The 21,750-nt window shown below is 72.9% G+C and carries 22 protein-coding genes and 1 pseudogene; 15 read left to right on the top strand and 8 right to left on the bottom strand.

From position 1 onward, the window contains the following. Nucleotides 1-462, bottom strand: a complete 462-nt coding sequence (locus ACZ7L5_RS15010) for an FxLYD domain-containing protein (protein WP_471516977.1) — start codon at nucleotides 460-462, stop codon at nucleotides 1-3. A gap of 189 nt (nucleotides 463-651) precedes the next feature. Between ACZ7L5_RS15010 and ACZ7L5_RS15005 the strand changes: the two genes are divergently transcribed. Further along, entirely contained in the window at nucleotides 652-1,221 is a 570-nt protein-coding gene (locus tag ACZ7L5_RS15005) for a DUF7144 family membrane protein (protein WP_471516976.1), read from the top strand. Here the strand turns inward: ACZ7L5_RS15005 and ACZ7L5_RS15000 are convergent. From ACZ7L5_RS15000 to ACZ7L5_RS14990, 3 genes are all read right to left on the bottom strand, one after another. Further along, entirely contained in the window at nucleotides 1,181-1,369 is a 189-nt protein-coding gene (locus ACZ7L5_RS15000) for a hypothetical protein (protein ID WP_328880414.1), read from the bottom strand. The genes ACZ7L5_RS15005 and ACZ7L5_RS15000 overlap by 41 nt on opposite strands. A gap of 120 nt (nucleotides 1,370-1,489) precedes the next feature. Then, nucleotides 1,490-1,858, bottom strand: coding sequence for a DUF6479 family protein (locus tag ACZ7L5_RS14995; protein ID WP_328880413.1), 369 nt, complete (start codon nucleotides 1,856-1,858; stop codon nucleotides 1,490-1,492). Between the two features lie 77 nt (nucleotides 1,859-1,935). After that, on the bottom strand, nucleotides 1,936-2,379 hold the full coding sequence (locus tag ACZ7L5_RS14990; protein ID WP_471516975.1) for a VOC family protein: 444 nt from the start codon (nucleotides 2,377-2,379) through the stop codon (nucleotides 1,936-1,938). Nucleotides 2,380-2,482: 103 nt separating this feature from the next. Between ACZ7L5_RS14990 and ACZ7L5_RS14985 the strand changes: the two are divergent. After that, nucleotides 2,483-2,612: pseudogene (locus tag ACZ7L5_RS14985) on the top strand (winged helix-turn-helix domain-containing protein); the annotation flags it as partial. A 13-nt stretch (nucleotides 2,613-2,625) separates the two neighbouring features. Here ACZ7L5_RS14985 and ACZ7L5_RS14980 read toward each other — a convergent pair. Continuing rightward, nucleotides 2,626-3,441, bottom strand: coding sequence for a class I SAM-dependent methyltransferase (locus ACZ7L5_RS14980; protein WP_471516974.1), 816 nt, complete (start codon nucleotides 3,439-3,441; stop codon nucleotides 2,626-2,628). 164 nt (nucleotides 3,442-3,605) lie between these two features. Between ACZ7L5_RS14980 and ACZ7L5_RS14975 the strand changes: the two genes are divergently transcribed. Then, nucleotides 3,606-5,591, top strand: coding sequence for a right-handed parallel beta-helix repeat-containing protein (locus ACZ7L5_RS14975; protein ID WP_471516973.1), 1,986 nt, complete (start codon nucleotides 3,606-3,608; stop codon nucleotides 5,589-5,591). 60 nt (nucleotides 5,592-5,651) lie between these two features. Here the strand turns inward: ACZ7L5_RS14975 and ACZ7L5_RS14970 are convergent, their stop codons facing one another. Continuing rightward, on the bottom strand, nucleotides 5,652-6,299 hold the full coding sequence (locus tag ACZ7L5_RS14970; RefSeq protein ID WP_471516972.1) for a DUF305 domain-containing protein: 648 nt from the start codon (nucleotides 6,297-6,299) through the stop codon (nucleotides 5,652-5,654). A gap of 117 nt (nucleotides 6,300-6,416) precedes the next feature. After that, on the bottom strand, nucleotides 6,417-6,836 hold the full coding sequence (locus ACZ7L5_RS14965) for a DUF6153 family protein (RefSeq protein WP_471516971.1): 420 nt from the start codon (nucleotides 6,834-6,836) through the stop codon (nucleotides 6,417-6,419). A gap of 136 nt (nucleotides 6,837-6,972) precedes the next feature. Between ACZ7L5_RS14965 and ACZ7L5_RS14960 the strand changes: the two genes are divergently transcribed. The 10 genes from ACZ7L5_RS14960 to ACZ7L5_RS14915 all read left to right on the top strand — a co-directional run bounded on the left by ACZ7L5_RS14960 (nucleotide 6,973) and on the right by ACZ7L5_RS14915 (nucleotide 18,181). Further along, nucleotides 6,973-7,383 carry a sortase-dependent protein gene (locus ACZ7L5_RS14960; protein WP_471516970.1) on the top strand — a complete coding sequence of 137 codons (411 nt, stop codon included), beginning with the start codon at nucleotides 6,973-6,975 and terminating at the stop codon, nucleotides 7,381-7,383. Then, on the top strand, nucleotides 7,380-8,024 hold the full coding sequence (locus ACZ7L5_RS14955) for a class F sortase (protein WP_471516969.1): 645 nt from the start codon (nucleotides 7,380-7,382) through the stop codon (nucleotides 8,022-8,024). The genes ACZ7L5_RS14960 and ACZ7L5_RS14955 overlap by 4 nt, the downstream gene beginning before the upstream one ends. A gap of 115 nt (nucleotides 8,025-8,139) precedes the next feature. Continuing rightward, nucleotides 8,140-8,631 (top strand): RNA polymerase sigma factor, encoded by a 492-nt coding sequence (locus tag ACZ7L5_RS14950; protein WP_471516968.1) that lies wholly within the window; start codon nucleotides 8,140-8,142, stop codon nucleotides 8,629-8,631. Further along, nucleotides 8,615-9,133 (top strand): hypothetical protein, encoded by a 519-nt coding sequence (locus tag ACZ7L5_RS14945; protein ID WP_471516967.1) that lies wholly within the window; start codon nucleotides 8,615-8,617, stop codon nucleotides 9,131-9,133. Before ACZ7L5_RS14950 ends, ACZ7L5_RS14945 begins: the two co-directional genes overlap by 17 nt. A 117-nt stretch (nucleotides 9,134-9,250) precedes the next feature. Continuing rightward, nucleotides 9,251-10,744 (top strand): hypothetical protein, encoded by a 1,494-nt coding sequence (locus tag ACZ7L5_RS14940; RefSeq protein ID WP_471516966.1) that lies wholly within the window; start codon nucleotides 9,251-9,253, stop codon nucleotides 10,742-10,744. Between the two features lie 122 nt (nucleotides 10,745-10,866). Then, entirely contained in the window at nucleotides 10,867-12,111 is a 1,245-nt protein-coding gene (locus ACZ7L5_RS14935) for an AAA family ATPase (protein WP_471516965.1), read from the top strand. A gap of 218 nt (nucleotides 12,112-12,329) precedes the next feature. Beyond that, the gene (locus ACZ7L5_RS14930; protein WP_471516964.1) at nucleotides 12,330-13,646 is read left to right on the top strand and encodes a vWA domain-containing protein; all 1,317 of its coding nucleotides are present in this window, start codon (nucleotides 12,330-12,332) and stop codon (nucleotides 13,644-13,646) included. A 182-nt stretch (nucleotides 13,647-13,828) separates the two neighbouring features. Continuing rightward, nucleotides 13,829-16,039 (top strand): MMPL family transporter, encoded by a 2,211-nt coding sequence (locus ACZ7L5_RS14925; RefSeq protein ID WP_471516963.1) that lies wholly within the window; start codon nucleotides 13,829-13,831, stop codon nucleotides 16,037-16,039. Nucleotides 16,040-16,184: 145 nt separating this feature from the next. Further along, complete coding sequence (locus ACZ7L5_RS14920) at nucleotides 16,185-17,432, top strand: sensor histidine kinase (protein ID WP_471516962.1); 1,248 nt, start codon at nucleotides 16,185-16,187, stop codon at nucleotides 17,430-17,432. 92 nt (nucleotides 17,433-17,524) lie between these two features. Then, on the top strand, nucleotides 17,525-18,181 hold the full coding sequence (locus ACZ7L5_RS14915) for a TetR/AcrR family transcriptional regulator (RefSeq protein ID WP_328880395.1): 657 nt from the start codon (nucleotides 17,525-17,527) through the stop codon (nucleotides 18,179-18,181). 151 nt (nucleotides 18,182-18,332) lie between these two features. On the opposite strand, the gene ACZ7L5_RS14910 is transcribed toward ACZ7L5_RS14915, so the two are convergent. Then, nucleotides 18,333-19,988: an MFS transporter gene (locus tag ACZ7L5_RS14910; RefSeq protein WP_471516961.1), complete on the bottom strand. Its 1,656-nt coding sequence runs from the start codon at nucleotides 19,986-19,988 to the stop codon at nucleotides 18,333-18,335. 122 nt (nucleotides 19,989-20,110) lie between these two features. On the opposite strand from ACZ7L5_RS14910, the gene ACZ7L5_RS14905 reads away from it, so the two are divergent. Together ACZ7L5_RS14905 and ACZ7L5_RS14900 are read left to right on the top strand one after the other, a co-directional pair. Continuing rightward, entirely contained in the window at nucleotides 20,111-20,782 is a 672-nt protein-coding gene (locus ACZ7L5_RS14905; protein ID WP_471516960.1) for a TetR/AcrR family transcriptional regulator, read from the top strand. Nucleotides 20,783-20,796: 14 nt separating this feature from the next. Beyond that, nucleotides 20,797-21,657, top strand: a complete 861-nt coding sequence (locus tag ACZ7L5_RS14900) for an LmeA family phospholipid-binding protein (RefSeq protein WP_471516959.1) — start codon at nucleotides 20,797-20,799, stop codon at nucleotides 21,655-21,657. Nucleotides 21,658-21,750 lie beyond the last annotated feature (93 nt).

The following is a 21,750-nucleotide window of genomic DNA, read 5'->3' as shown; positions in this document are numbered from 1 at the left end:
TCAGTAGCGCACCGCCCTGGCCACCTCCGTCCGGACATCCCCGCCCAGCTCACGCGTGCTGCGCACGGTGCCCTTGCCCGTCTTGCCCGCGGCCACGTCCGAGACGGTCACCACGTTGGCGTCCAGCAGATTGCCGTCCTCGTCGCGGAAGTTGATCTGCACGCCGAAGGACTTCGTCGAGTCGGTCGTGTTCTCCGCCGTGACCTCCACGGTCGTACGGCCGTCCGAGCCGGTCGTCGGATCGCCCAGCCGGACCGCGCCCTTGGCGTCGACGCCGCCCTTGATGTCGTCGAGCTGCTTCCCCGCCTCCGCGGTCGCCGAGGCGAAGGCGGACGCCGCCCGGCTGGCCACCGAGGAGGGCGTGTCGTCTTCGCTGCAGGAGGTCAGGGTGAGGGCGGCGGCCACGGCGGCGGTCGTCGTGAGGATCGCGGTCTTCGTCCACCGCGTTCGGTGACCGGGCATGGCGCCTCCAGCAGGTCGTTCGGTCCGGGTCCCTTGGTCCCTTCAGTGAAGGTCCGTACGCCGTCGTCCGCACTCCGGGCGTCACCCGATCGGTCCTTCCCCCGTGGTGGCCGCCCCCCGGCCGGTCGATCGTCGAACCGACCGCAGAACCCGACCGCGGGTACAGGCGAGAAGTGGGGTACGGCAGCCATGAGCCAGCAGCAGCCGCAGTCGCAGTCGCATGCGACGGACGCGGCACACAGTCAGGCTGGGACGCCAGGTTCTCCCGGTGGTACTCAGACCACCTGGGGCTCGGCCGCACCCGACGCCGGCGGCTACCGCCCCGGGCCGCCCGCCCCCTCCGACACCGGCTGGGGCACCGGCGCGCTCGTCTTCGCCGGTGTGCTGATGCTGGTCAACGGGCTGCTGGCGATCCTCCAGGGCATCTCCGCGATCGCCGAGGACGACGTCTACGGCAGCGTCGGCGACTACGTCTACAAGATCAACCTCACGGCGTGGGGCTGGGTCCTGCTCGGCATCGGCATCGTGGCCGCGTGTGTCGGCTACGGCATCCTCAGGGGTGCCTGGTGGGCCCGGATCACCGGCATCTTCCTGGCGTCCCTCAGCATGGTCGCCCACTTCCTGTTCCTGCCGTACACGCCGGTCTGGTCGGTGATCATGGTGGGCATCGACTTCTTCGTGATCCTCGCCCTCGCCACGGCTCCGGACGTCCCGCGCGCTAGCGCTTCAGCGCGCGGTAACGCTTCAGGAATGCGCTGATCCTGGCCGGGTCCTTGCGGCCGTTCAGCTCGGTCAGCAGATCGTCGGGGCACAGCTCGTAGAGGTCGCCCCAGAAACGGCGGCCGTGGTTGTCCCAGATGCGATAACCGCCCGGGACACCCCTGGCCACATAACGTCGTCTGCTCAATCCGCCTCGCCCCCGTCCGGACCGTATGCGCCGTGCACATACGGTCCGGACAGGGTGGCAGGACGGGAGCGCTCGCGTCGCCTGGATTTACGTACGGGTACCGGGGACGGCGTACGGGACTCAGGCGTGCCCGATGCCGCCGCCGCCGAAGGAACCGCTCTTCCCCGGAATCCAGCGCTTGCGGTGCTGGTCCGTGCTGCGTTTGCTGCCCGCGTGGTGCAGCTCGTGGGGCAGGAGCCGTTCCCTGCCCTCCGCGTGCGGCACTTCGTCGGGCTCCCTCAGCTCCCGCTCCTCGTGGACCGCGCCGGTGTCGGGAAGATGGGGCTGCTCGTCGGCCGTGGGCCGGGGCAGCTCTCGATCACGGACCCGCATGCCGAACTGCACGGCCCAGACCAGGGCGCCGGCGATGAACAGGCCACCCACCAAGGCGGCGATCACGTTGAGTACTTCACTCGACGTGGCCGCTAGTACAAACGTCGTCGTACTCATGCCCCAATTATCACCGAAACGGACGAATAAGCTCCTTGTGGCGCCGAGGGACCCCGGAACCGCGTGTTCTCGCGGGTCTACGCGCGTTCGGTGGTGTCGTCCAGCTCGGTGAAAAGGGTCAGCTGGAGGGCGCCGGGCGCTTCCAGGCGGGAGTTGAGGGAGTTCCACGGCGTACGGGTGGGCTCCGCGAGAACCTCCGCTCCGGCAGCCGCCAGCCTTGCCGTGGCCGCCGTGGAGTCGGCCACCTGGAAGGCGACCCGGACATGACCGGCCACGCGGCGGCCGACCTCGACCTCGTCGATGAACTCCGCGTGCTTCGGATCCGTCAGCTCCAGCGTCGCCCGGCCGGCGTCAAGGATCGTGACCCGCCCACCGGACGAGGTGAACGCACCGCGTTCGGGAAGCCCGAGCACATCCCGGTAGAACCGCAACGCCTCGTCGTAGTCATCCGCCGTGACCACCAGCCGGAGCTCGCGTACGGGGGGTTCCGCCTGGGCACCGGCGGCGGGTACGTCGGACATGTTCGGCTCCTACTCGACGAGCGGCTCTTCGATTCGGTCGTGACACCTGAACCCTGCGCCTCGGGCCGATGATTCCCGGCCGACGTCGGCACCGGCCCCGCACTTCCGGGCCAACGAGGCGATCGAGAAGCTCGTCTCCCGGCTCCGCCGCAAGGTGGACGGCGATCCCGGCGAACCGGCCCTGATCCCCACGCGCCGGGGCTTCGGGGTACTGGCTCGGGGGCGCCGGCTGAGGCCACGGCCGGGCTACGGCAGCACTGCCCGGACTCCCTTCACCGCCCAGGCCCGTGCCGTGAGCGGGACGGAGCCGTCCGGTGCCGTGGGGAGTGTGACGCGCAGCGCGTCGCGCAGTCGGTCGCGGGCGGCGGGGGTGAGGGAGGCGACGTAGCCGGGGGCGGGGCCCTGGCCGGAGCGGAACGGGTGCCAGAGGTCGGCGAAGTCGGCGAAGACCGTGGGTACTTCGAGCGGGTCCGTGATCACGGCGGTGAGTCCCGCGCCCGTCCACAGGCTGTGGAGGGGTTCCGGGCGGCAGTCCCGGAAGCGGCGGGTCTCGTCCAGCGCGGCGGCTGCCGGGTCGGTCCCGGTTGCCGCGGTCCAGAAGTGGCGCAGGAGGCCCATGCCGTCGGCGTAGTCCCACACGTATGCCGCGACGAGGCCGCCCGGACGGACACCTCGCGCCAACTCCCGCACCGCGATGGCGGGTTCGGGCAGGAAGTTCAGCGTCAGCCCGCTGACCGCCACGTCGAAGGCGCCGTCCGGCACGGGGAGCGCCAGGGCGTCCGCCACGACGAAGCGTGTGGCGGCGGACGGCGTTCTTCCCTTTCGCGCGGCCGTGCCGACGAAGGCCTCCGAGCGGTCGCACCCCACCACCTGCCGGGGTCCGCACTGCTCTGCCACCACCGCTGACAGCGCGCCCGTGCCGCACCCCACGTCCAGCCACCGCAGACCGTCTGCGCGGTCGAGCCAGGTCACGAACTCCCGCGCGATCATGCGGCTCCACCGGCCCATGTACCGCTCGTAGTCGGCTCCCGACGTCCACGCGTCGGAGCGCTGCTCCGCCATGCCGTCAACGATCCACCTTTCGGCGCCGCCCGCACCTGCACCGGCACGCACATCGGCCTGCGGATCAGCTACCAAAGAGGGACCCCGAGCGACGATCGGCCGACGCGGGCCGGGCCGTCCCCGTCCGACCATGGACACGTCCGGCGAACGGGAGGAGCGGGAACATGGCGGACCTGCGGTTCGGAGCGGTCGTGTCGGCGCTGATGACGGCGGTGGCCGGTGGGGCCTGGGCGGCTGCTCCCCCGGCGGCCGAGTCGGCTTCGGCTTCGGCGTCGGAGAGCGGGCGGCACGACACCGCGCGGCAGCTGTACGTGGCGCCCTGGGGGAGCGACGGGTGGCCGGGTACGTTCGAGCGGCCGTTCGCGACGCCGGCCCGGGCCCAGCAGGCGGTGCGGGCCAGGACGGCCGGGATGACCTCGGACATCGTGGTGAACCTGCGCGGCGGCACCTACCGGCTGACGGCTCCGCTGAAGATGTCGCAGGCCGCCGGTGACTCCGGCCGGGGCGGCCACCGCGTCGTCTACCAGGCGTACGGCTACGGCACCCGGTGGCAGGAGCCCGTGACGCTCAGCGGCGGCCGGGAGATCGGCGGATGGCGGCCCGACCCGCAGCGGCGGGGCGTATGGCGGGCGGACGCCGGCACGCTCGAAACCCGTCAGCTGTACGTCGGGGGGAAGCGGGCCGCCCGGGCGAGTCAGGGTGACGGCATCCCCGGCAGGCTGAAGGTGACGGGGACCGGCCTCACGACCACGAGCGCCGTCCCACGCGGCTGGCGGGCGCCGCGGGACATGGAGCTGCGGTTCCGGTTCGACTATCTGGAGGGCCGCTGCGGCATCGCGGGCATCACGCCGGGTCCGGGCGACGGGTCGACGATCACCATGGACCAGCCGTGCTGGCGGCTGGCCCACGACCTGTACGGGCCGGAGCTGCTCGCCCTGCCGGACGACGTCGAGAACTCGCCCGACTTCCTGGACAAGAAGGGGAGTTGGTACCTCGACCGCTCCCGCCCCGGACACCACGAGCTGCTGTACCGGCCGCGGGCGGGGGAGGACATGCGGCGGGCGCAGGTGACGGCTCCCGTGCTGGAGACGCTGGTCAGCGGCACCGGCAGTCCGGGTCGGCCCGTGCACGACATCGCCTTCAAGGGGCTGACGTTCGCCCACGCCGGCTGGATGGCGCCGAGCGAGCCGGCCGGGTTCGCCGCCGCGTGGAGCATGTATCTGCGGCCGGGGAAGGGCGACGACATCAAGCTGCTCACCGTGCCCGGGAACGTCGCCTTCCGCACCGCCGAACGCATCACCTTTCAGGGCAACCGGTTCGTCCATCTCGGGGCCCAGGGACTGGAGTTCTCCGGGAACAGCTCGCACAACACCGTGGACGGCAACGTCTTCACCGACATCTCGGACGGCGGCGTCGTGCTGGGAGCCCTGCCACCGGACACGAAGGGCACGGACCGCGGCAACCGGGTCACCAACAACCGGGTCCACCGCACCGGGGCCGACCACCACGCGTCCTCCGGCATCTGGGACGCAGGCAGCCGGGAGACGACCATCGCGCACAACCAGGTCGACCACGTGCCCTACACCGGCATCCTCTCCGGTCCCGCCGAGGACGTGCGCGGCCTGATGGGCGGCAACCGCATCGTCGGCAACCGCGTCTTCGCGACCAACCGGCTCCTGGCCGACGGCGGCGGCATCTATCTGCGGGGCCAACAGGGCACGTCGTACGCGGACGGCGCGGTCGTCAGCGGCAACGCGGTCTCGGACAGCGCGTACGGCACGTGGAACGTCGGCATCTACACCGACGACACCAGCAAATGGATCACCGTGCGGGACAACGCCGTCCACAGCTACCGTGCCTCGATCGGCGGGTGCAGCGAGGACTGGGGCAACCGGCCCGTGCAGAACGTCCGCTTCCACCACAACTTCTGGGACGACACCGTCCCCGACTGGCTGCCCCGCCGGTCCTACCCCGGAGGCTGGCCGCCCGCACCGGACTGCGGTGACCCCAAGAACCTCGAGTTCAGGCACAACACCCGGCTGTCACCGGCCGACCCCGCCTCGGACTGCGCGGCCCGTCCCGCCTGCGCCGCGATCGTGGACCGGGCCGGGCCGGGGGAGCCGTACCTGCGGAGACTGGGCTTGAAGTGAGGGTGTGGGGCGGTGGGCCCGGCCGGGGGAAGCGGCCCGGCCCCACCGCCCGTCGGGGTGTCAGCCCGCGTTCTTGCCGAGCAGCTTGTTCATCTCGTCGATCTCGGCCGTCTGGGCGGTGATGACGTCGTCGGCCAGGGCGGTCGCGGGAGCGTACTTGCCCTTCGTTTTCTCGGCCCCGGCCATCTCCACCGCGCCCTCGTGATGCTCGACCATCATGGTCAGGAACATGGAGTCGAAGGCCTTGCCGGAGGACTTCGCCAGCTTGCCCATGTCCTTCTGGTCCATCATCCCGGCCATGCCGGAGCCACCGCCGTGCCCGCCGGAGTGGTCCATGCCGTCCATGCCGGGCGCGGCCGACGGCACGTCCTCGCCCCAGGCCTTCAGCCACCCCGACATGGTCCGGATCTCCGGTGCCTGGGCCTTCTCGATGCGTGTGGCGAGGTTTTTGACCCGGGCCGAGGAGGCACGGTCGGCGGCCAGTTCGGCCATCTCCAACGCCTGCCGGTGGTGCGGGATCATGCCCTGCGCGAAGGAGACGTCCTGGGCGTTGTGCGCACCGGCGGTGGCGCTCGACGAGGACGACGGGTGCGCGCCGGAAACGGTGTCCGAGTGGTCGCCGCCCCCGCAGGCGGCGAGGACGAGTGCGGCGGTGACGGCCGTCGGGGCCAGGGCGGCGCGACGGATCACGGTACGTGTGCTGATCATGCTGAGAACTCCTGCGATGTACGGATGTACGTGAGTTGCGGCGCCCTCGGGGCGCGGCACGGACATGGCTGAGTGCCGTGCGCCCTCAGCGGATGAGGGGGACGGCTCGGCCTTGTCCTAGGTCCGCAGGATCTGCAGTTCGGCCAGTGAGGGAGGCGCACGCCCGCCTTCGGGCGCGGCGGCCACGGAACGGCCGTCGAGGCCGGCCGCTACGGCACTGCCGGCCGGATCGGGCTCCGGGGCCGGCAGCGCGGGGCCCGCACCGACGGCGCTCGACGCGCACGTCGGGTCGGCGTGCTGGGCGTGCCCGCCGCCCGAGTCGGTGCTGTGGCAGGCGGACTCGTCGGTCACGGGGGTCAGGTGGGCGCTCATGACGGGAGCGCCGTGCCCGTGATGCGCAGAGGCCGCGACGGCGTCGGCGGGGCCGAGCGCGTGCATCCCGAACAGCCCCGCGAGGAGCCCGAGCAGCAGAAGCATGCGCCACGGCCCCGGCAACGGGATCCGCGGCGCACGGTCTTGCCGCGCACGGGCTGTCACGCCGTCATCGTAGCGGCGGACGGCTTTGCCATCTCTTTACAACCCGCCTCACCGCCCCGTCGTCTCTTCGCTCGACCCGTCACCCAGCCCGCCGGGTACGGCAGTACCGGCCGGGCCGACGAAAGAGAGCGACTCAATGCGCCGAACCGTCCTCAGCGCCATGGCACTCAGCTGCGCGGCCCTGTTCGCGACCGCTGCCCCCGCGCTCGCCGACAGCTCGACCCCGACCCCGGCCCCGAGCACGACGGCCACCTCCCCCGCCACGGACGCCCCGAGCCCCAGCGCCGAGCCGACCCGTCCCCCGTCCTCCGCCGAGCCGACGCGTCCCCCGGCCGACGCCACCCCCGAGCCGTCGGCCGCGCCGACCCGTGACGACGGCCAGGTCTCCGTCAGGCCGTCCGGGGCGCCCGACACCGGCGTGACGCCGACCTCTTCGGACTCCGGCAGCGGACAGGGCGGGCTGATCGGCGGGGGCGCCGCCGCGGTGCTCGTCGCCGGGGGCGCGACGGCCTTCGTCGTTCGGCGTCGCCGGGCCCCGGGGGCATGATGCCGCTGTCCAGGCGGGCGTTCGCCACGGCGGCGATGGCGTCGTTGCTGGTGGGCTGCGGCGGCCAGGGCACAGAGCAGAGTGCTACCGCGGGCTCCCGGAGGAAGCGGGACACAAAAGCCTCGAAGGAGGGGCAGGAGGACGGCTCCTCATCGGCGTCCTCGAACTCCGCGCGCACGCTGGGCAGTTCGCCTCCGGTCCGGCTGCGGATCCCGGCGATCGACGTCGACACCCCGGTCATCCGACTGGGCCTGGCGCAGGACGGCACCGTGGAGGTGCCGCCGATCACCGCCGACGACCGGGCGGGCTGGTACCGGCACTCACCGACGCCGGGCCAGGTCGGCCCGTCCGTCATCCTCGGCCATGTCACGGTCGGCTCCTACGGGGACGGAGTGTTCCGGGACCTGGCGCGGCTGCGCCGGGGCGACCGGATCGTGGCGCGCAGGAAGGACGGCACATCGGCGGAGTTCGCCGTGAGCTCCGTACGGACGGTCGCCAAGGCGGACTTCCCGGCGGACGACGTCTACGGTGACGTGGACCGCCCGGAGCTGCGGCTGATCACGTGCGGCGGCCCGCGCTCCGGCGACGAGTACCGCGACAACGTGATCGTCTTCGCCGAGCCGAGCTCCACGGCCCCCTGACCGCCCCTGCTCCCGCGGTACCGGTACCGAACGGGTGCCGGGCCGACGGAACGTACGCCGTCGGCCCGGCATCCCTCTCAGTGCCGCGCAAGCTTCCTCACGACCATGGAGAGCGTTGAAACGGTCCCGCGACAAGGCAGCGTCCGAGCTGTTCGCCGCCCTCTACCCCCGCCTGGCCGGCTGGTGCCGCCGTCTCGTCGACGACGACGAGACGGCCCACGAGATCGCCTCGGAGGCCTTCACCCGGCTCTGGGCGCGCTGGAGCCGGGTGGAGGAGCCGCGCGGGTTCCTCTACGTCACCGCGGCGAACCTGGTCCGGGACCACTGGCGCAAGCTGGAGCGCGAACGGCGGGCGATGCGCCGGGCCACGTCCGAAGCCGCGGTCAACTCCCACTCCGAGCAGGAGGACCCGTCCGTCCGCCTGCTGGTCCAGTCCCTCCCCGAACGCCTCCGCGTGCCGATCCTGCTCCACTACTACGCTGACATGCCGATCCGGGAGGTGTCCGTGCTGACCGGACGAAAGGAAGGAACCGTCAAGGCCGACCTCCACGCGGCCCGCGAACTGCTCCGCGTCCACCTGAGGAGAAGCCTTGACCACACGCTTTGACGAAGACGCGGACGGTCCGGAGTTGTCCCCCGACGACCCGCTCGCGGTGATCCTGCGCCCCGCCACGGACTACCTCGCCCCGCCGCAGGGCAGCTACGAGTCCATCCGTCGCCGGGCAACGCGCCGCCGATTCGTCCGTGCGTCGATCGGGGCGGCCCTGGCCTGCGCCGCGGCCGTCCTGGTCGCCCTCCCCCTCACCTCGGGAACCTCCGACGCCCCGCCCTCCCCGGCGCCCCCGCTCGCACCCCCGCCCGCGACCGACCGCACGACGCCGCCCACTCCGTCCCTGTCGCCGCCGCGAGGGATCTCGGCGACCCCGACGGTGCCACCCGAGGCCACGACCTCCGAACCCACCCCGACGGCCCGGGCCACCGACCTCCGTACGCCGAACAGTTCGAGCCTGCCCACGGCCGCTCCCTCGACGCCGGAGGGACCGGGGGCGTCGGTGGATCCGACCACGGGTGGCGTGACGACGGACGTGACGGGGACACCGCGGCGTTAGTCGTGTGCGTGAACGAAAATTGACTCGCGGCGCTGCGCGGGCCGCATTACGCTCGCCCGCGATGACGACTCACTCTGTTCACAGATTGGGGGCCCCGTCCGCGCAAGGTGAGTGCTGATGAGCACTCGGATCGCGAACGGGAACACCCGGCTCTCCGAGCCTTCCTCTCCTTCCCTGTCTTCTCCCCCGTCCTCCTTCTTGCCTTCCTTCTGGCCGCGCGTGCGGGAGTTCGCCGTGCCGGCCGCCATGATCGAGACCGCTACCGCCCGCCGGCTGGCGGGGGACTGGGCCGGGGCCTGTGCCGCCGCCGGCGTCGACGTCGATCTCGAACTGCGTTCCGTGCTGCGGGACTACGGCCGGGAGACCGCCGCCCGCCTTCGCAGCGACCTCCGGCACCTCGCCCCCGACCTGCTGCGCTGGCACATGCCGAGGATCGCGCCCGACGGGCTGTTGCGGCCGGGGCTGACTCTCTCGCTGGCCAAGTACGGCGGTGGGGGGCGGGGTTGCAAAGGTCCCCTGCATCTCGTCGTACGGACTCCGCCCGCCTGGGCCGATGCCGGGCAGCGGATCAGCCTCGGGCTGTGGGAGGGGGCGTCGAACGCCCACACCCGCACCCACACCCACCCGCATCCGCGTCCCAGCCGACGGTTCCGGTTCGATCTGCACCGGCATCTGTGGGATGCGCGGATCTCCGGTGAGCTGCGGATTCGGGCCGGTGGGGGACTGCCCGACGGTGACCTGCCCGGGCTCGGTCCGGACCTGCTCGGGACCCTGCCGTACGTGCGTGGCTGTGCCGTTGACCGGTGGGCGCACGAGGCGCGGTTGCTGCTGCGCGCCGAGGGGCGGTCCGCCCAGGCCGTGCTCGTGCGGCTGGGGGGACGGCATCGGCTGGTCCTGGAACTGGAGGGCGACCGGGACGAGGGCGAGGGCCAGTGCGGGGTCGGTGGCGCCGGGCCGGCCGCGATGCGGATCACGGCGTCCACGAAGCGGAGTGCCGGTGCGCTGCCGGTGCTGCCCGACGCGGCGACTTGGGTGCTGCCCGACCTGGAGTTGCTGCGCACCGGTTCCGTCGACGCCGATCGGCTGCATCCGCTGGTCGCCGCGGCCCTCGTACCGGGTCGTCCGCCGCCGTCACGACCGTCACGACCGTCCCCGGATCCGGACCGGGCAGGGCAGCCACGTCTCGTCGAGTGCCGCGGTGCCCGGCATCGGATCGGTCTGGTCGACGGGGTGCTGGCCGCGCTGGACCACGACCCCGTCGAGATCCAGCGGGAAGAGCTGCTGGCCGCCCTCACCGGAACGCCGCTGCCCTGTCTCCAGGCCATCGATGAGGCGCACCGGCATCCGGAGTGTCTGCCCGACGTCCGCGAACGGCTCTGTCACGGCGACACCGCCGGTGCGCTGGCGGTCGTCGAGGGGCTGTTGGGGCCGGACGCGGTGCTGCGTGACGGCGCGTTGCGGGACGAGTTGCAGGCCGCCGCGCGCCGGCGTCTCACCTACGGCCTCTTCCGGGCCGGGTTGATCGGCCCCGGTCCCGGCCGGATCCGGTACGACGAGCGCGGCCGGCCCCGTGAGCGGCGCGGGCACCCACGGCACGCGGCACTTCGCTGACCGCGCCAGGCGGCATCTGCCTGGCTCCGTAAGGCGCCCCCGCTCTCTTCCCTCACCTCACCTCACCTCGCCCCGCCCCGCCCCACCCCACCCACCCTCACGAGACCCACAGGTGACCTCACATGCCCACATGCACCCAGAACCAGCCCGCCCTGACCCAACTCGACGTCGCTGCCGACCTGTTGGGCCTCCTCCGTGCCACCACCACCGAACCCCGGCCCGACGTGCAACTGGAGGCCCTCACCCTGGCCGTGGCCGCCGACCTGCCCGTCCTCCTGTGGGGCGAGCCGGGGATCGGCAAGACGGCGGCGCTCACCCAACTCGCCGCCACCCTCGATCTTCCGCTGACCACGGTGATCGCCAGCGTCCACGAACCGTCCGACTTCTCGGGGTTGCCCGTGATCGGGGACGACCCCGCGGAACAGGGGGTCCCGATGGCTCCGCCGGACTGGGCCGTGCGGCTGGTGAAGGCCGGGAGGGGGCTGCTGTTCCTGGACGAGTTGTCGACCGCGCCGCCCGCAGTGCAGGCGGCGCTGCTGCGGCTCGTGCTGGAGCGGCGGATCGGGGCGTTGCGGCTGCCGCCGGGGGTACGGATCGTGGCCGCCGCCAATCCGCGCTCGTCCGCGGCGGACGGGTGGGAGCTGAGCGCGCCGCTGGCCAACCGGTTCGTGCATCTGCAGTGGACCCACGACCACGAGGTCGTCGTACGCGGCCTGGGCGGCACCTGGCCACGGGCGACCCTGCCGCGGCTCGACCCGGAGAAGCTGGCGGGGGCCGTGGACTTCGCCCGGCGCGCTGTGTGCGGCTTGCTCTCCGGGCGGCCGGGGCTGGTGCACCGGTTGCCCAGCGGTGAGGCGCGGCGGGGTGGGCCGTGGCCCTCGCCCCGGAGCTGGGAGATGACACAGTGCCTGGTCGCCTTCGCCACCGCGGCCGGAGCCTCGCGGGAGGTGCTCTCCCTGCTGGTGCGGGGCACCGTGGGGGACGGGCCGGGGCTGGAGCTGCTGGCGAGTGTCGACCGGATGGACCTGCCCGACCCCGAACTGCTGCTCGCCGACCCGGCGAACGCCGAGCTGCCCGAGCGGGGGGATCTGCGGCAGGCCGCGCTGGACGGGGTGGTGGAGGCGGTCCGAGCCCGGCCGGACAAGTCCCGCTGGGACGCGGCCTGGGCGCTCCTGGTCCGAGCCGTGGAGACCGGCGCCCCCGACCTCGTCGTCGTCCCGGCCACCACCCTCGCCTCCCTCCGCCGGCAGGACTGGGACGTACCGACCTCCCTCGACCGGCTCGCCGGAGTGGTGTCCCTGTCCCGCCGAGCGGACCACACGGCGGCACGGACAGCCGCGGTGACGGCGGAGGCGGGGCGGCGATGAGCGGGAGTGAGGCGGGAGCGCGCCGGGATGCGCCCGGGTCGGTGGAGGTGCGGTCGGCGGGCGCAGGCCCGTCGGGAGTGCGCCGGGCTGGGCCTGGCGCGAGCTCCCCGGGGGCGCTCGCGGAGCCGGTCCGGTCCGGTGGGGCCGTGCCCTTGAGGGCGCCGGATCCGGTCGGGGCCGGTCGGGACGCCTTGCGGTCTGCGCAAGGCGGGGCGGCGATGAGCGGGAGTGCGGCGGGCTCCGTGAGTGGCGACCTCTCAGGCACCCCCCACCCTTCACTCGACCCCCCACCCCGCCCCCTCGACCGGGAGAAGCTCTTCGCCGCCCGGCTTCATGCCGCTCGGGTCCGGCCCTACCTGGCCACTGCCCTGTTCGCCCTGCACGTCGTCGAGTCGTGGCGGGTGCCGACGATGGCTGTGGACCGGCACTGGCGGTGTTATGTGTCGCCGGGGTTCGTGGCGCGGACGCCGGTGGAGGAGTTGGCCGGGGTGTGGGTGCACGAGGTGTCGCATCTGCTGCGGGATCATCACGGGCGCGGCGACCGGGTGGCGCGTGAGCGCGGGCTGACCGGTCCCGGGGAGCGGCTGCGGATGAACATCGCCGCGGACTGCGAGATCAACGACGACGTGTACGGCGACGGGCTCGCCAGGCCCGACGGCGCCGTCGAACCGGCGACGCTGCGCCTGCCCGAGGGCGAGCTCATGGAGGACTACCTGCGGCAGTTCCGGCTGGGACCGCGTACGCAGGATTTCGCCTGGCTGGACTGCGGCAGCGGGGCCGACGGGCTCGATCGGGAGTGGGATCTGGGGGCGGACGGCGCGCACGGGCTGAGCGCGCAGGAACGGGACGCCGTCCGGTTCCGGGTCGCGCAAGGCATCACCGGGCGGCCGGGCAGCGCCTCGCAGGGGTGGCAGCGGTGGGCCGAGGAGGCGTTCCATCCGTCGCAGCCCTGGCGGGAGTTGCTGGGTGCGGCGGTGCGGTCGGCCGCCGGTGGCCCCGGGGCCGGCGAGGACTACACCTACGGCCGCCCGTCGCGCCGCGCCGCCTCGGTGCCCGGCGCCGTCCTGCCGAGTCTGCGGCGCAGGCCGCCCCACGTCTGTGTCGTCATCGACACCTCCGGCTCGGTCAGCGACGCCGAACTGGGCAGCGCCCTGCTGGAGGTCGCCGCGATCTCCAGGGCCGTGGGCGGGCGGCGGGACCTGGTCAGCGTGGTGCCGTGCGACGCGGCGGACCAAGGCGTGCACCGGGTCTGCCGGGCCGAGGGAATTCCGCTGGTCGGGGGCGGGGGCACGGATCTGCGCGCGGGCTTCGCCAGGGCCCTGCGCGCGCAGCCGCGCCCCGATGTCGTCGTGGCCCTGACGGACGGCCAGACACCCTGGCCGAGCACCCGGCCGCCGTGCCGGACCGTGGTGGGGCTGTTCCCCCGGCCACGGGCGGCCCCCTCCTATGACGAGGACGATCCCGACTACGTACCGGACGAACCGCCGGCGTGGGCGCGCGTGGTCGAGATCGGCGCGGTGGGAGCGCACCGGTGAGACCCGGCGCGGCACACGGGTATGAGACCTGAACCGTGGGCCGTCGTACCCACGGTTGAGCCGCCGCCGCCGCGTACTGCGTTCTCAGTACCCCCGATTGTCGGCAGCCGCACGACGACACGGCACCCCCGCTCCGGACAGCCTGGGCACACGTTCGAGTCCCAGATGTGGAGACCCCTGCCGTGGCTACTTTCCTGTATCGAGTGGGCCGTCTGGCCTTCAGGCGGCGCTGGTACGTCGCCCTGGTCTGGGCGGCCGTCCTGGCCGCCGTGGGACTGGGTGCCCTGAAGGCCCCGGGCGCCGTCGACGAGGAGTTCTCGATGCCGGGCATCGAGTCGCAGAAGGCGTTCGACCTGATGGAGGAGCGCTTCCCCGGCGCGACGGCGGACGGCGCCACCGCGCGGGTCGTCTTCGTCGCACCCGGCGGCCAGAAGGTGACCGCCGCCGAGAACAAGAAGGCCGTCGAGGAGGCCGTGGCCGAGCTCGGCGACGGGTCGCAGGTCGCCAGTGCCGTCGACCCGTTCCGGGCGCAGGCCGTCAGCAAGGACGGCACGACGGCGTACTCGACCGTCACCTACAAGGTCGGGGCGAGCGACCTCACCGACGCGAGCAAGGCGCATCTGGAGCGGACGCTCACGCAGGCCCAGGAGTCGGGGCTGACCGTCGAGGCCGGCGGGACCGCCATGGACGACGGCGGCGGTCCGGGCGGGGCGGCCGAGGTCATCGGCGTCGCCATCGCCGCCGTCGTGCTGCTCATCACGTTCGGGTCCCTCGCCGCGGCCGGGCTGCCGCTGCTGACGGCCGTCATAGGCGTCGGCGTCAGCATGGCCACGATCCTCGCCCTGTCCAGCGCGCTCGGCCTGTCCACCACGACCGGCACCCTCGCCATGATGCTGGGCCTGGCCGTCGGCATCGACTACGCCCTGTTCGTCGTCTCGCGCTACCGGGAGGAGCGCGCCAAGGGCCGCACGCCGCAGGAGGCGGTCGGGATGGCCGTCGGCACGGCCGGCTCCGCGGTCGTCTTCGCCGGGCTCACCGTCGTGATCGCGCTTGCCGGACTCGCGGTGGTCGGCATACCGATGCTCACCAAGATGGGGCTTGCCGCGGCGGGCGCGGTCGTCGTCGGCGTACTGATCGCGCTGACGCTGGTCCCGGCGTTCCTCGGCTTCTGGCCGAACGCGGTGCTGTCGCGGCGGGCCCGCAAACGCGGCCGTATCGAGGAGAGCGAAGTCGGCAACGGCGGCACCCGCTGGGCGCGGTTCGTGCTGCGCCGGCCCCTGCCCGTGCTGCTCCTCGGCGTCGTCGGACTCGGGGCGCTCGCCGTGCCGGCGATGGATCTGCAGCTGGGCATGCCCGGTGACGAGGCCAAGTCGGCGTCCACCACCGAGCGGCGGGCCTACGACGCGCTCGCCGAGGGCTTCGGGCCGGGCTTCAACGGGCCTCTGACCGTCGTCGTCGACGCCAAGGGCGACGCGGACCCGAAGGGCGCCGTCAGCACGATCTCCGAACAGATCGGCGGCACGAAGGGGATCGTGTCCGTCTCCCCCGCCCGCTTCAACGACGCCGGTGACACCGCCGTCTTCTCGGTCGTGCCGTCCACCGCGCCGACCGACGAGAAGACCAAGGACCTGGTGACGACCATCCGGGGCGAACGGGACGGCGTCGAGGCCGAGACGGGGGCCACCTTCGAGGTCACCGGCACCACCGCGATGAACATCGACATCGCCGACAAGGTGCAGGCAGCCCTCGTCCCGTATCTGATCGTCGTGGTCGGGCTGGCGATCGTGCTGCTGCTGGTGGTCTTCCGGTCGCTGCTGGTCCCGCTGAAGGCGGCCCTCGGCTTCCTGCTGTCGGTGCTGGCGTCCCTCGGCGCGGTCGTCGTGGTCTTCCAGCAGGGCCACGGCGCCGAACTGCTGGGCGTGGAGCAGACCGGGCCGATCATGAGCCTGATGCCGATCTTCCTGGTGGGCATCGTCTTCGGGCTCGCCATGGACTACGAGGTCTTCCTCGTCTCGCGGATGCGGGAGGCGTACGTCCACGGCGAATCGCCCGGCCAGGCGGTCACGTCCGGCTTCCGGCACAGTGCCCGCGTGGTCGTGGCCGCCGCCCTGATCATGATCGCGGTCTTCGCCGGGTTCATCGGGGAGAGCGACTCCATGATCAAGATGATCGGCTTCGGGCTCGCCTCCGCCGTACTCTTCGACGCCTTCGTCGTACGGATGGCGATCGTGCCCGCGGTGCTCGCCCTGCTCGGCGACAAGGCCTGGTGGCTGCCCAAGTGGCTGGACCGGATCCTGCCCCGGGTCGACGTGGAGGGCGAGGCGCTCAGCGGACGGTCCGCGGCGGAACCCGCCCCGAGCGAGGCGGCAGAGCCGGAACCTGCGCGCACCTGATCCGTCCGCCCAGCACCTGATCCGCCCGCCTCACCCCCCACCGGGACCGCCCGTGACGAAGGACACGGGCGGTCCCGTCCGCCGTCCGTACCGTCCTCGCGCACAGGCGTCCACCATGGACCCAGCCGACCAACCGGAGAGCACGATGAGCACCAGCCCGGAGCGGCGCTACGCGGACCGCATCGAGGAGTTCTCGGACCGCCACCCCCATGTCGTCGACGTGGTGCTGGTCGCGGCGCTGATGGGATGCGCGTCCCTCGGCAGCATGCTCACCCTGCCCGGCGCCGACCCGCCGGACCAGGACAGGACCGCCGCCGCCTTCATGGGGGTGGCCTGCCTCGCCCTGCTGAAGCACCGCAGGCATCCGCGCGCCGCCGTCGTCGTGTCCGCCGCCTGCACGGTGACCGTGATCGCGCTGGGGTATCTGCTCACCCCCCTGCTGCTGGCCCCCGTCATGGGGGCGCTCTACTGGCTGGCCACCCTCACCGACCGCCCGACGACCCGCGCCTACGGTGTCGCGACCATGGTGGCCGTGACCGTCGCCGCGGCGATCTCCGACAGCATGGACCACCTCTCGCTGCTGCTCAGGACGATCGGCCCGTTCTTCTGGCTGCTTCTGCCCCTCGCCGCCGGCAACATGACGCGGCTGCGGCGCGCGTACCTCCAGGCGGTGCAGGCCCGTGCCGAGCACGCCGAACGCACCCGGGAGGAGGAGGCCCGGCTGCGCGTCACCGAGGAGCGCATGCGGATCGCCCGCGAACTGCACGACGTCGTGGCCCACCACCTGGCCCTGGCCAACGCCCAGGCCGGCACAGCCGCACACCTGGTGCTCACCAGCCCGCAGCAGTCGCAGAAGATCCTCACCGACCTGACCGGGACGACGTCCTCCGCGCTGCGCGAGCTGAAGGCCACGTTGGGGCTGCTGCGGCAGAACGGCGACCCGGACTCCGCCCCCCTGGAGCCGTCCCCCGGGCTCGCCCGGCTGCCCGAGCTGGTCTCCGCGTGCGCGTCGGCGGGGGTCACCGTCACGGTGACCACGGAGGGGGAGCCGCAGCCGCTGTCCCCCGGCGTGGACCTGACCGCGTTCCGGATCGTGCAGGAGGCGCTCACCAACGTCACCAAGCACGCCACCACGGAAGCCGCGACCGTCGGGCTCAGTTACTCCGACTCCCGCCTGCTGATCACGGTCGTCAACGACGGCCCCGCCACAGCCGGTGCCGGCCCCGCTCCCGGGACCGGGGCGCTCCACGGCTTCGGCGTCATGGGCATGCGCGAGCGGGCCCACTCCATCGGCGGCGAACTCCGGGCGGGCCCGCGCCCCGACGGCGGCTTCGAGGTCACGACGGCCCTGCCGCTCCAGCCGTACGGCGCCGGGGAGCGGGCGACCCCATGAGCGCCGGGGCCCCTCCGTGCGAGAATGCGGGTGCTCCACGTCCGTGTCCGCACGGTGTCCCACTTGCTCCGCGCTGATCCATCGAGGTTGTTGTGACCAAGCCCGTCGCCCGCGAGCCCCTGCGCCGCAACGCGCGGGCCAACCGGGCACGCATCCTGGCCACGGCCCGCCGGGAGTTCGGCCGGAACCCGGACGTCACGCTGGAGGAACTGGCGCGCGCCGCGGGTGTCGTACGGCGCACCCTCTTCGGCCACTTCCCGGGGCGCGAGGCGCTGTTGGAAGCCCTGGCCGAGGAGGCCTCCGAGAGTCTGCGCAGTGCGCTGGCCTCCGGTGTGCAGGCCGTCGAGGGGGAGCCCGCCGAGCGGTCGCTGGCCCGGCTCGCGTTCTCGATGTGGCCCGTGGGCGATCGTTACCGCCTGCTGCTGGCGCTGGCTCAGCGCGACCTGGGTGCGCAGCGGGTGGCCGAGGTGCTGGCGCCGGCCCGCGCCGCGGCCACGGCCATCCTGGAGCGGGGTCAGCGGGACGGCGTCTTCCACACCCACCTGCCGGCCGCCGCGCTCAGCGCCGGGCTGGAGGCGATGACGGTCGCGCTGCTGGAGTCGGTCAACACCGGGGTGCTGGAGGACGACGGCACCCGGGTCGCCATCGTCACGCTGATAGCGGCCGGTGTGCCGGAGGAGCGGGCGCGGGCCGTGGCGGAGGCGGTCGCGCCGACGGTGGCCCCGGTGCCGGACACCGCCGACGCCTGAGGCGTCGTGTCCCCGGTCATCCGGGCGTAGCCCGCGAGCGTTTCCCGACAGCGTCCCCCGACACGGGAAGGACGGTGCCGGGCGTCCCCTCCCGGCACCGTCCGGGGCCGTGTGCCGCTCAAGGCACGGCCCGTTCAGGGGTGGCGGCGGCTCAGACGGCGCCGCCCGTGTGAGCCTCCTGCGAGTCGCGGGACTCCTGCGTTCCCTGCGTCTCCTGGGGCTCCGGCTTCTCCTGCGCGTCCTCCGAGCGGTGCTTGCCCGCCTTGCGGTGGCCGGGGAGGACGGCGAGCACGATCAGCGTGCCGGCGGCCATGATGATCCCGCCGATCAGGCTGGTCTGGGCGACGCCGTGGGCGAAGGCCTCGTGCACCGCGTCGATGAGGGCCTGCGCCTGCTGGGCGCCGCCGGCGGGGTTCTTCGCGACCTGTTCGGCCACCGCGAGACCGCCGCCCACCGAGTCCTTGGCCGTCTCCAGCGCGGAGTGCGGCAGCCGGCCGCCGATCAGGTCCGAGAGCTTGTCGCGGTACGCCGTCCCCAGCAGCGAGCCGAGGACCGCGATGCCCAGGGCACCGCCCAGCTCCAGCGAGGTGTCGTTCGCACCGCCGCCGACGCCCAGCTCGGACTCGGGGAACGAGCCCATGATCGTGTCGGTGGCCGGGGACACGCTCAGACCGATCGCGAAGCCCAGCATGATCAGCGACGCCAGGAAGTCGGTGTACGAGGAGCCCTGGTCGATCCGGGTGAGCAGGAACACGCCGACCGTGCCGATCAGCATGCCGGAGACGACCATGGCCTTCACGCCGAGCTTCGGGGTCAGCCGCCCGGTCACCGCGGCGCCGGCGAACACGGCACCGGCCAGCGGCAGCAGCCGTACGCCGGTCTCCAGCGCACCGTGGCCGAGGACGAACTGGAGGTACTGCGTGGCGTAGTAGAGCGAGCCGAAGGTGCCGAAGAAGAAGAACAGCACCGCGAGCATCGAGCCGCTGAACGGCCGCTGGGCGAACTTGCGCACGTCCAGCATCGGGTGTGGGTGACGCAGTTCCCAGGCGACGAAGGCCAGCAGGCCGACACCGGCGGCCACGGCCGCGGCGATCGGGCCGGCGCCCCAGCCGAAGTGCGGGCCCTCGATGGCCGCGTAGACGAGGGAGCCGACAGAGACGATGGACAGCAGCCCGCCGACGTAGTCGATCCGGCCCATGCCCGCCGCCTTCGACGGCGGTACGAGCGCCAGCGCGCCGATGACGGCGACGATCGCGATGGGCACGTTGATCAGGAAGGTCGACCCCCAGGCGTGGTCCTCCAGGAGCCAGCCGGCGACCAGCGGGCCGACGGCGATGGCCAGACCCGAGGTGGCGGTCCAGCCCGTGATGGCCTTGGCGCGCTCACCGCGAGGGAAGATCGCGACCAGCAGGGACAAGGTGGCCGGCATGACGACGGCGGCACCGACTCCCATGACCGCGCGGGCGGCGATGACCAGCGCCGTCTCGTCGACCAGGCTGCCCATCACGGACCCGCCCGCGAAGATCAGCAGACCCACGATCAGGGCGCCGCGACGGCTGTACTTGTCGCCGATCGCGCCCAGGACGAGCATCAGCGCCGCGTAAGGGACGGTGTAGCCGTCGATCACCCACTGCAGGTCGCTGCTGGTGAGGTCCAGGTCCCGGGTCATGTCGGGCGCGGCCACGATCAGCGACGTGTTCGCCATGACGACGATCAGCAGGCTCAGGCAGAGCACGAGCAGTGCCCACCAGCGCCGTGTGTACGGCCCGGTCATCTTCTCGACGGGTGTGGTGGCAAGGAAGGGCACGGGGACTCCCTGGGAGGGTGAGTTATTTGCACATCAGTGAGCAGACTAATTTCTTGCCCGTCGATGTGCAAATATCGCCGGTGAGCCCACCCGACCCCCTCCCTCCGCACCGAGGTGCCGACGTGACCAGCCCGACAGCCCCGCACCCCGTACGCCGCCGCCGTACGACGCGTGCCACGCGCGCCCGCATCCTGGACGCGGCCCTGCGGGAACTGGGCCGCAACCCCGACTGCAGCCTCGGCGACATCGCCGAGGCCGCCGGGGTGGCACGGCGCACCGTCTACACGCACTTCACCGGCCGGGCGGCGCTGGTGGAGGGGCTCGCGGGGGAGGCGGCGGAGGCGATACGCCTTGCTGTCGCCGATACGAGCGCCACCGGCCCGGGGGCACCCGACCCCGGCCCCGCGGGCGCCCTCGCCCACTTCGTCCTCACCCTGTGGCCGGTCGGCGACTGCTACCGCACGCTGATGGGCCTCGCCCGCCAGGACCTGGGCAGCGCGCAGGTGAGCGACCTGCTCGCCCCGGCCCGCGAGCGGGTCGCCGGCATCCTCGCCGAGGGGCAGCGCCAGGGCGTCTTCCACGGCGCCGTACCGCCCGGCCCGCTCAGCGGCGCCATCGAGGCCCACCTGCTCGCACTGCTCGGCACGGTCAACTCCGGCATCTGGGCCGACGACGGCACGGGCGCCGCCACCGCAGCGCTGATCGCCGCCGGAGTCGACAGCGACACCGCCGCCGCCACGGTCCGGCAACTGCACGCCACCGACCGGATCCGTCCGCCCCACCGACCCCACTGAGGAGGCAACCGCCCATGCGCCGGCCCCAACAGCACGGACACGACTACGAGTACAACCCCGGCTACGACCCCGACCATGGCTACGGTCCCCACCACGCCTACGAGCCGTTTTCCCCGCACGAGCCGATGGATCCGAGCGAGCCCCACCACCCGCGACCTCGCCGCAACCGACGTCGAGCGACCGCCGTCGCCGTCGCCGCCCTGGTCACGCTGACCCTCCTCCCCGTCGCCGCCGACCGGCTCGTGGCGGCACGCATCGAGTCCCGTACGGCGAAGGCGTTCCAGGAGGGCATGGGCACACCCGTCCAGCCCGAGGTGCACGTCCGCGGCTTCCCCGTCCTTACGCAGGCGGCGTCCGGCCCCCTGGACCATGTCGACATCACCGCCCGCGACATACCGGCCCGTGGGACCACGCGCCCGCTACCGGTGAGCGAACTCCGCCTCCGGCTCAACGGGTTGACGAAGTCCGACGACGACAGCGAGGCACGGGCCCGCAGCGCGGAGGCGACCGCGTTCCTGTCGTACGAGGACGTCTCGAACGCGCTCGGCCTGGAGATCTCCCAGGGCCGCAGCCCGGGCCGGGTGAGCGCGGTCGTCCTCCTGCCTCTCGGCGAGGAGGTCACCGTGACGACGACCGTCGCGGCGGACTCCAAAAACCGCATCGCCTTCGACGACTTCACCGTCTCGGGCGGGGCGTTGCCCGGCGTCGGGAGCGCGGTCCTCGACAAGGTCTTCGAGCGGCCGATCCAGCTGCGGAACATCCCCGAAGGCCTGCACCTGCGTTCGGTCACCCCCACGGCCGACGGCCTCAGCGCCCGCTTCTCGGGCCACGCGGTCACCTTCCGGCCGGACGGGGAGGCGCAGGGCGACGTCTGACGGTTCGCCGGTGCGGGTCGGCCGGGGCGTCGGGGAGCCGACGTCGGACTGGGCTCACCTTCGCGGAGTACCGTGCGGCGTGATCCACCGGCC

The organism is Streptomyces sp. NPDC107528 (genome assembly GCF_055639295.1).
This window is presented reverse-complemented; position numbering and strand designations above follow the sequence as displayed.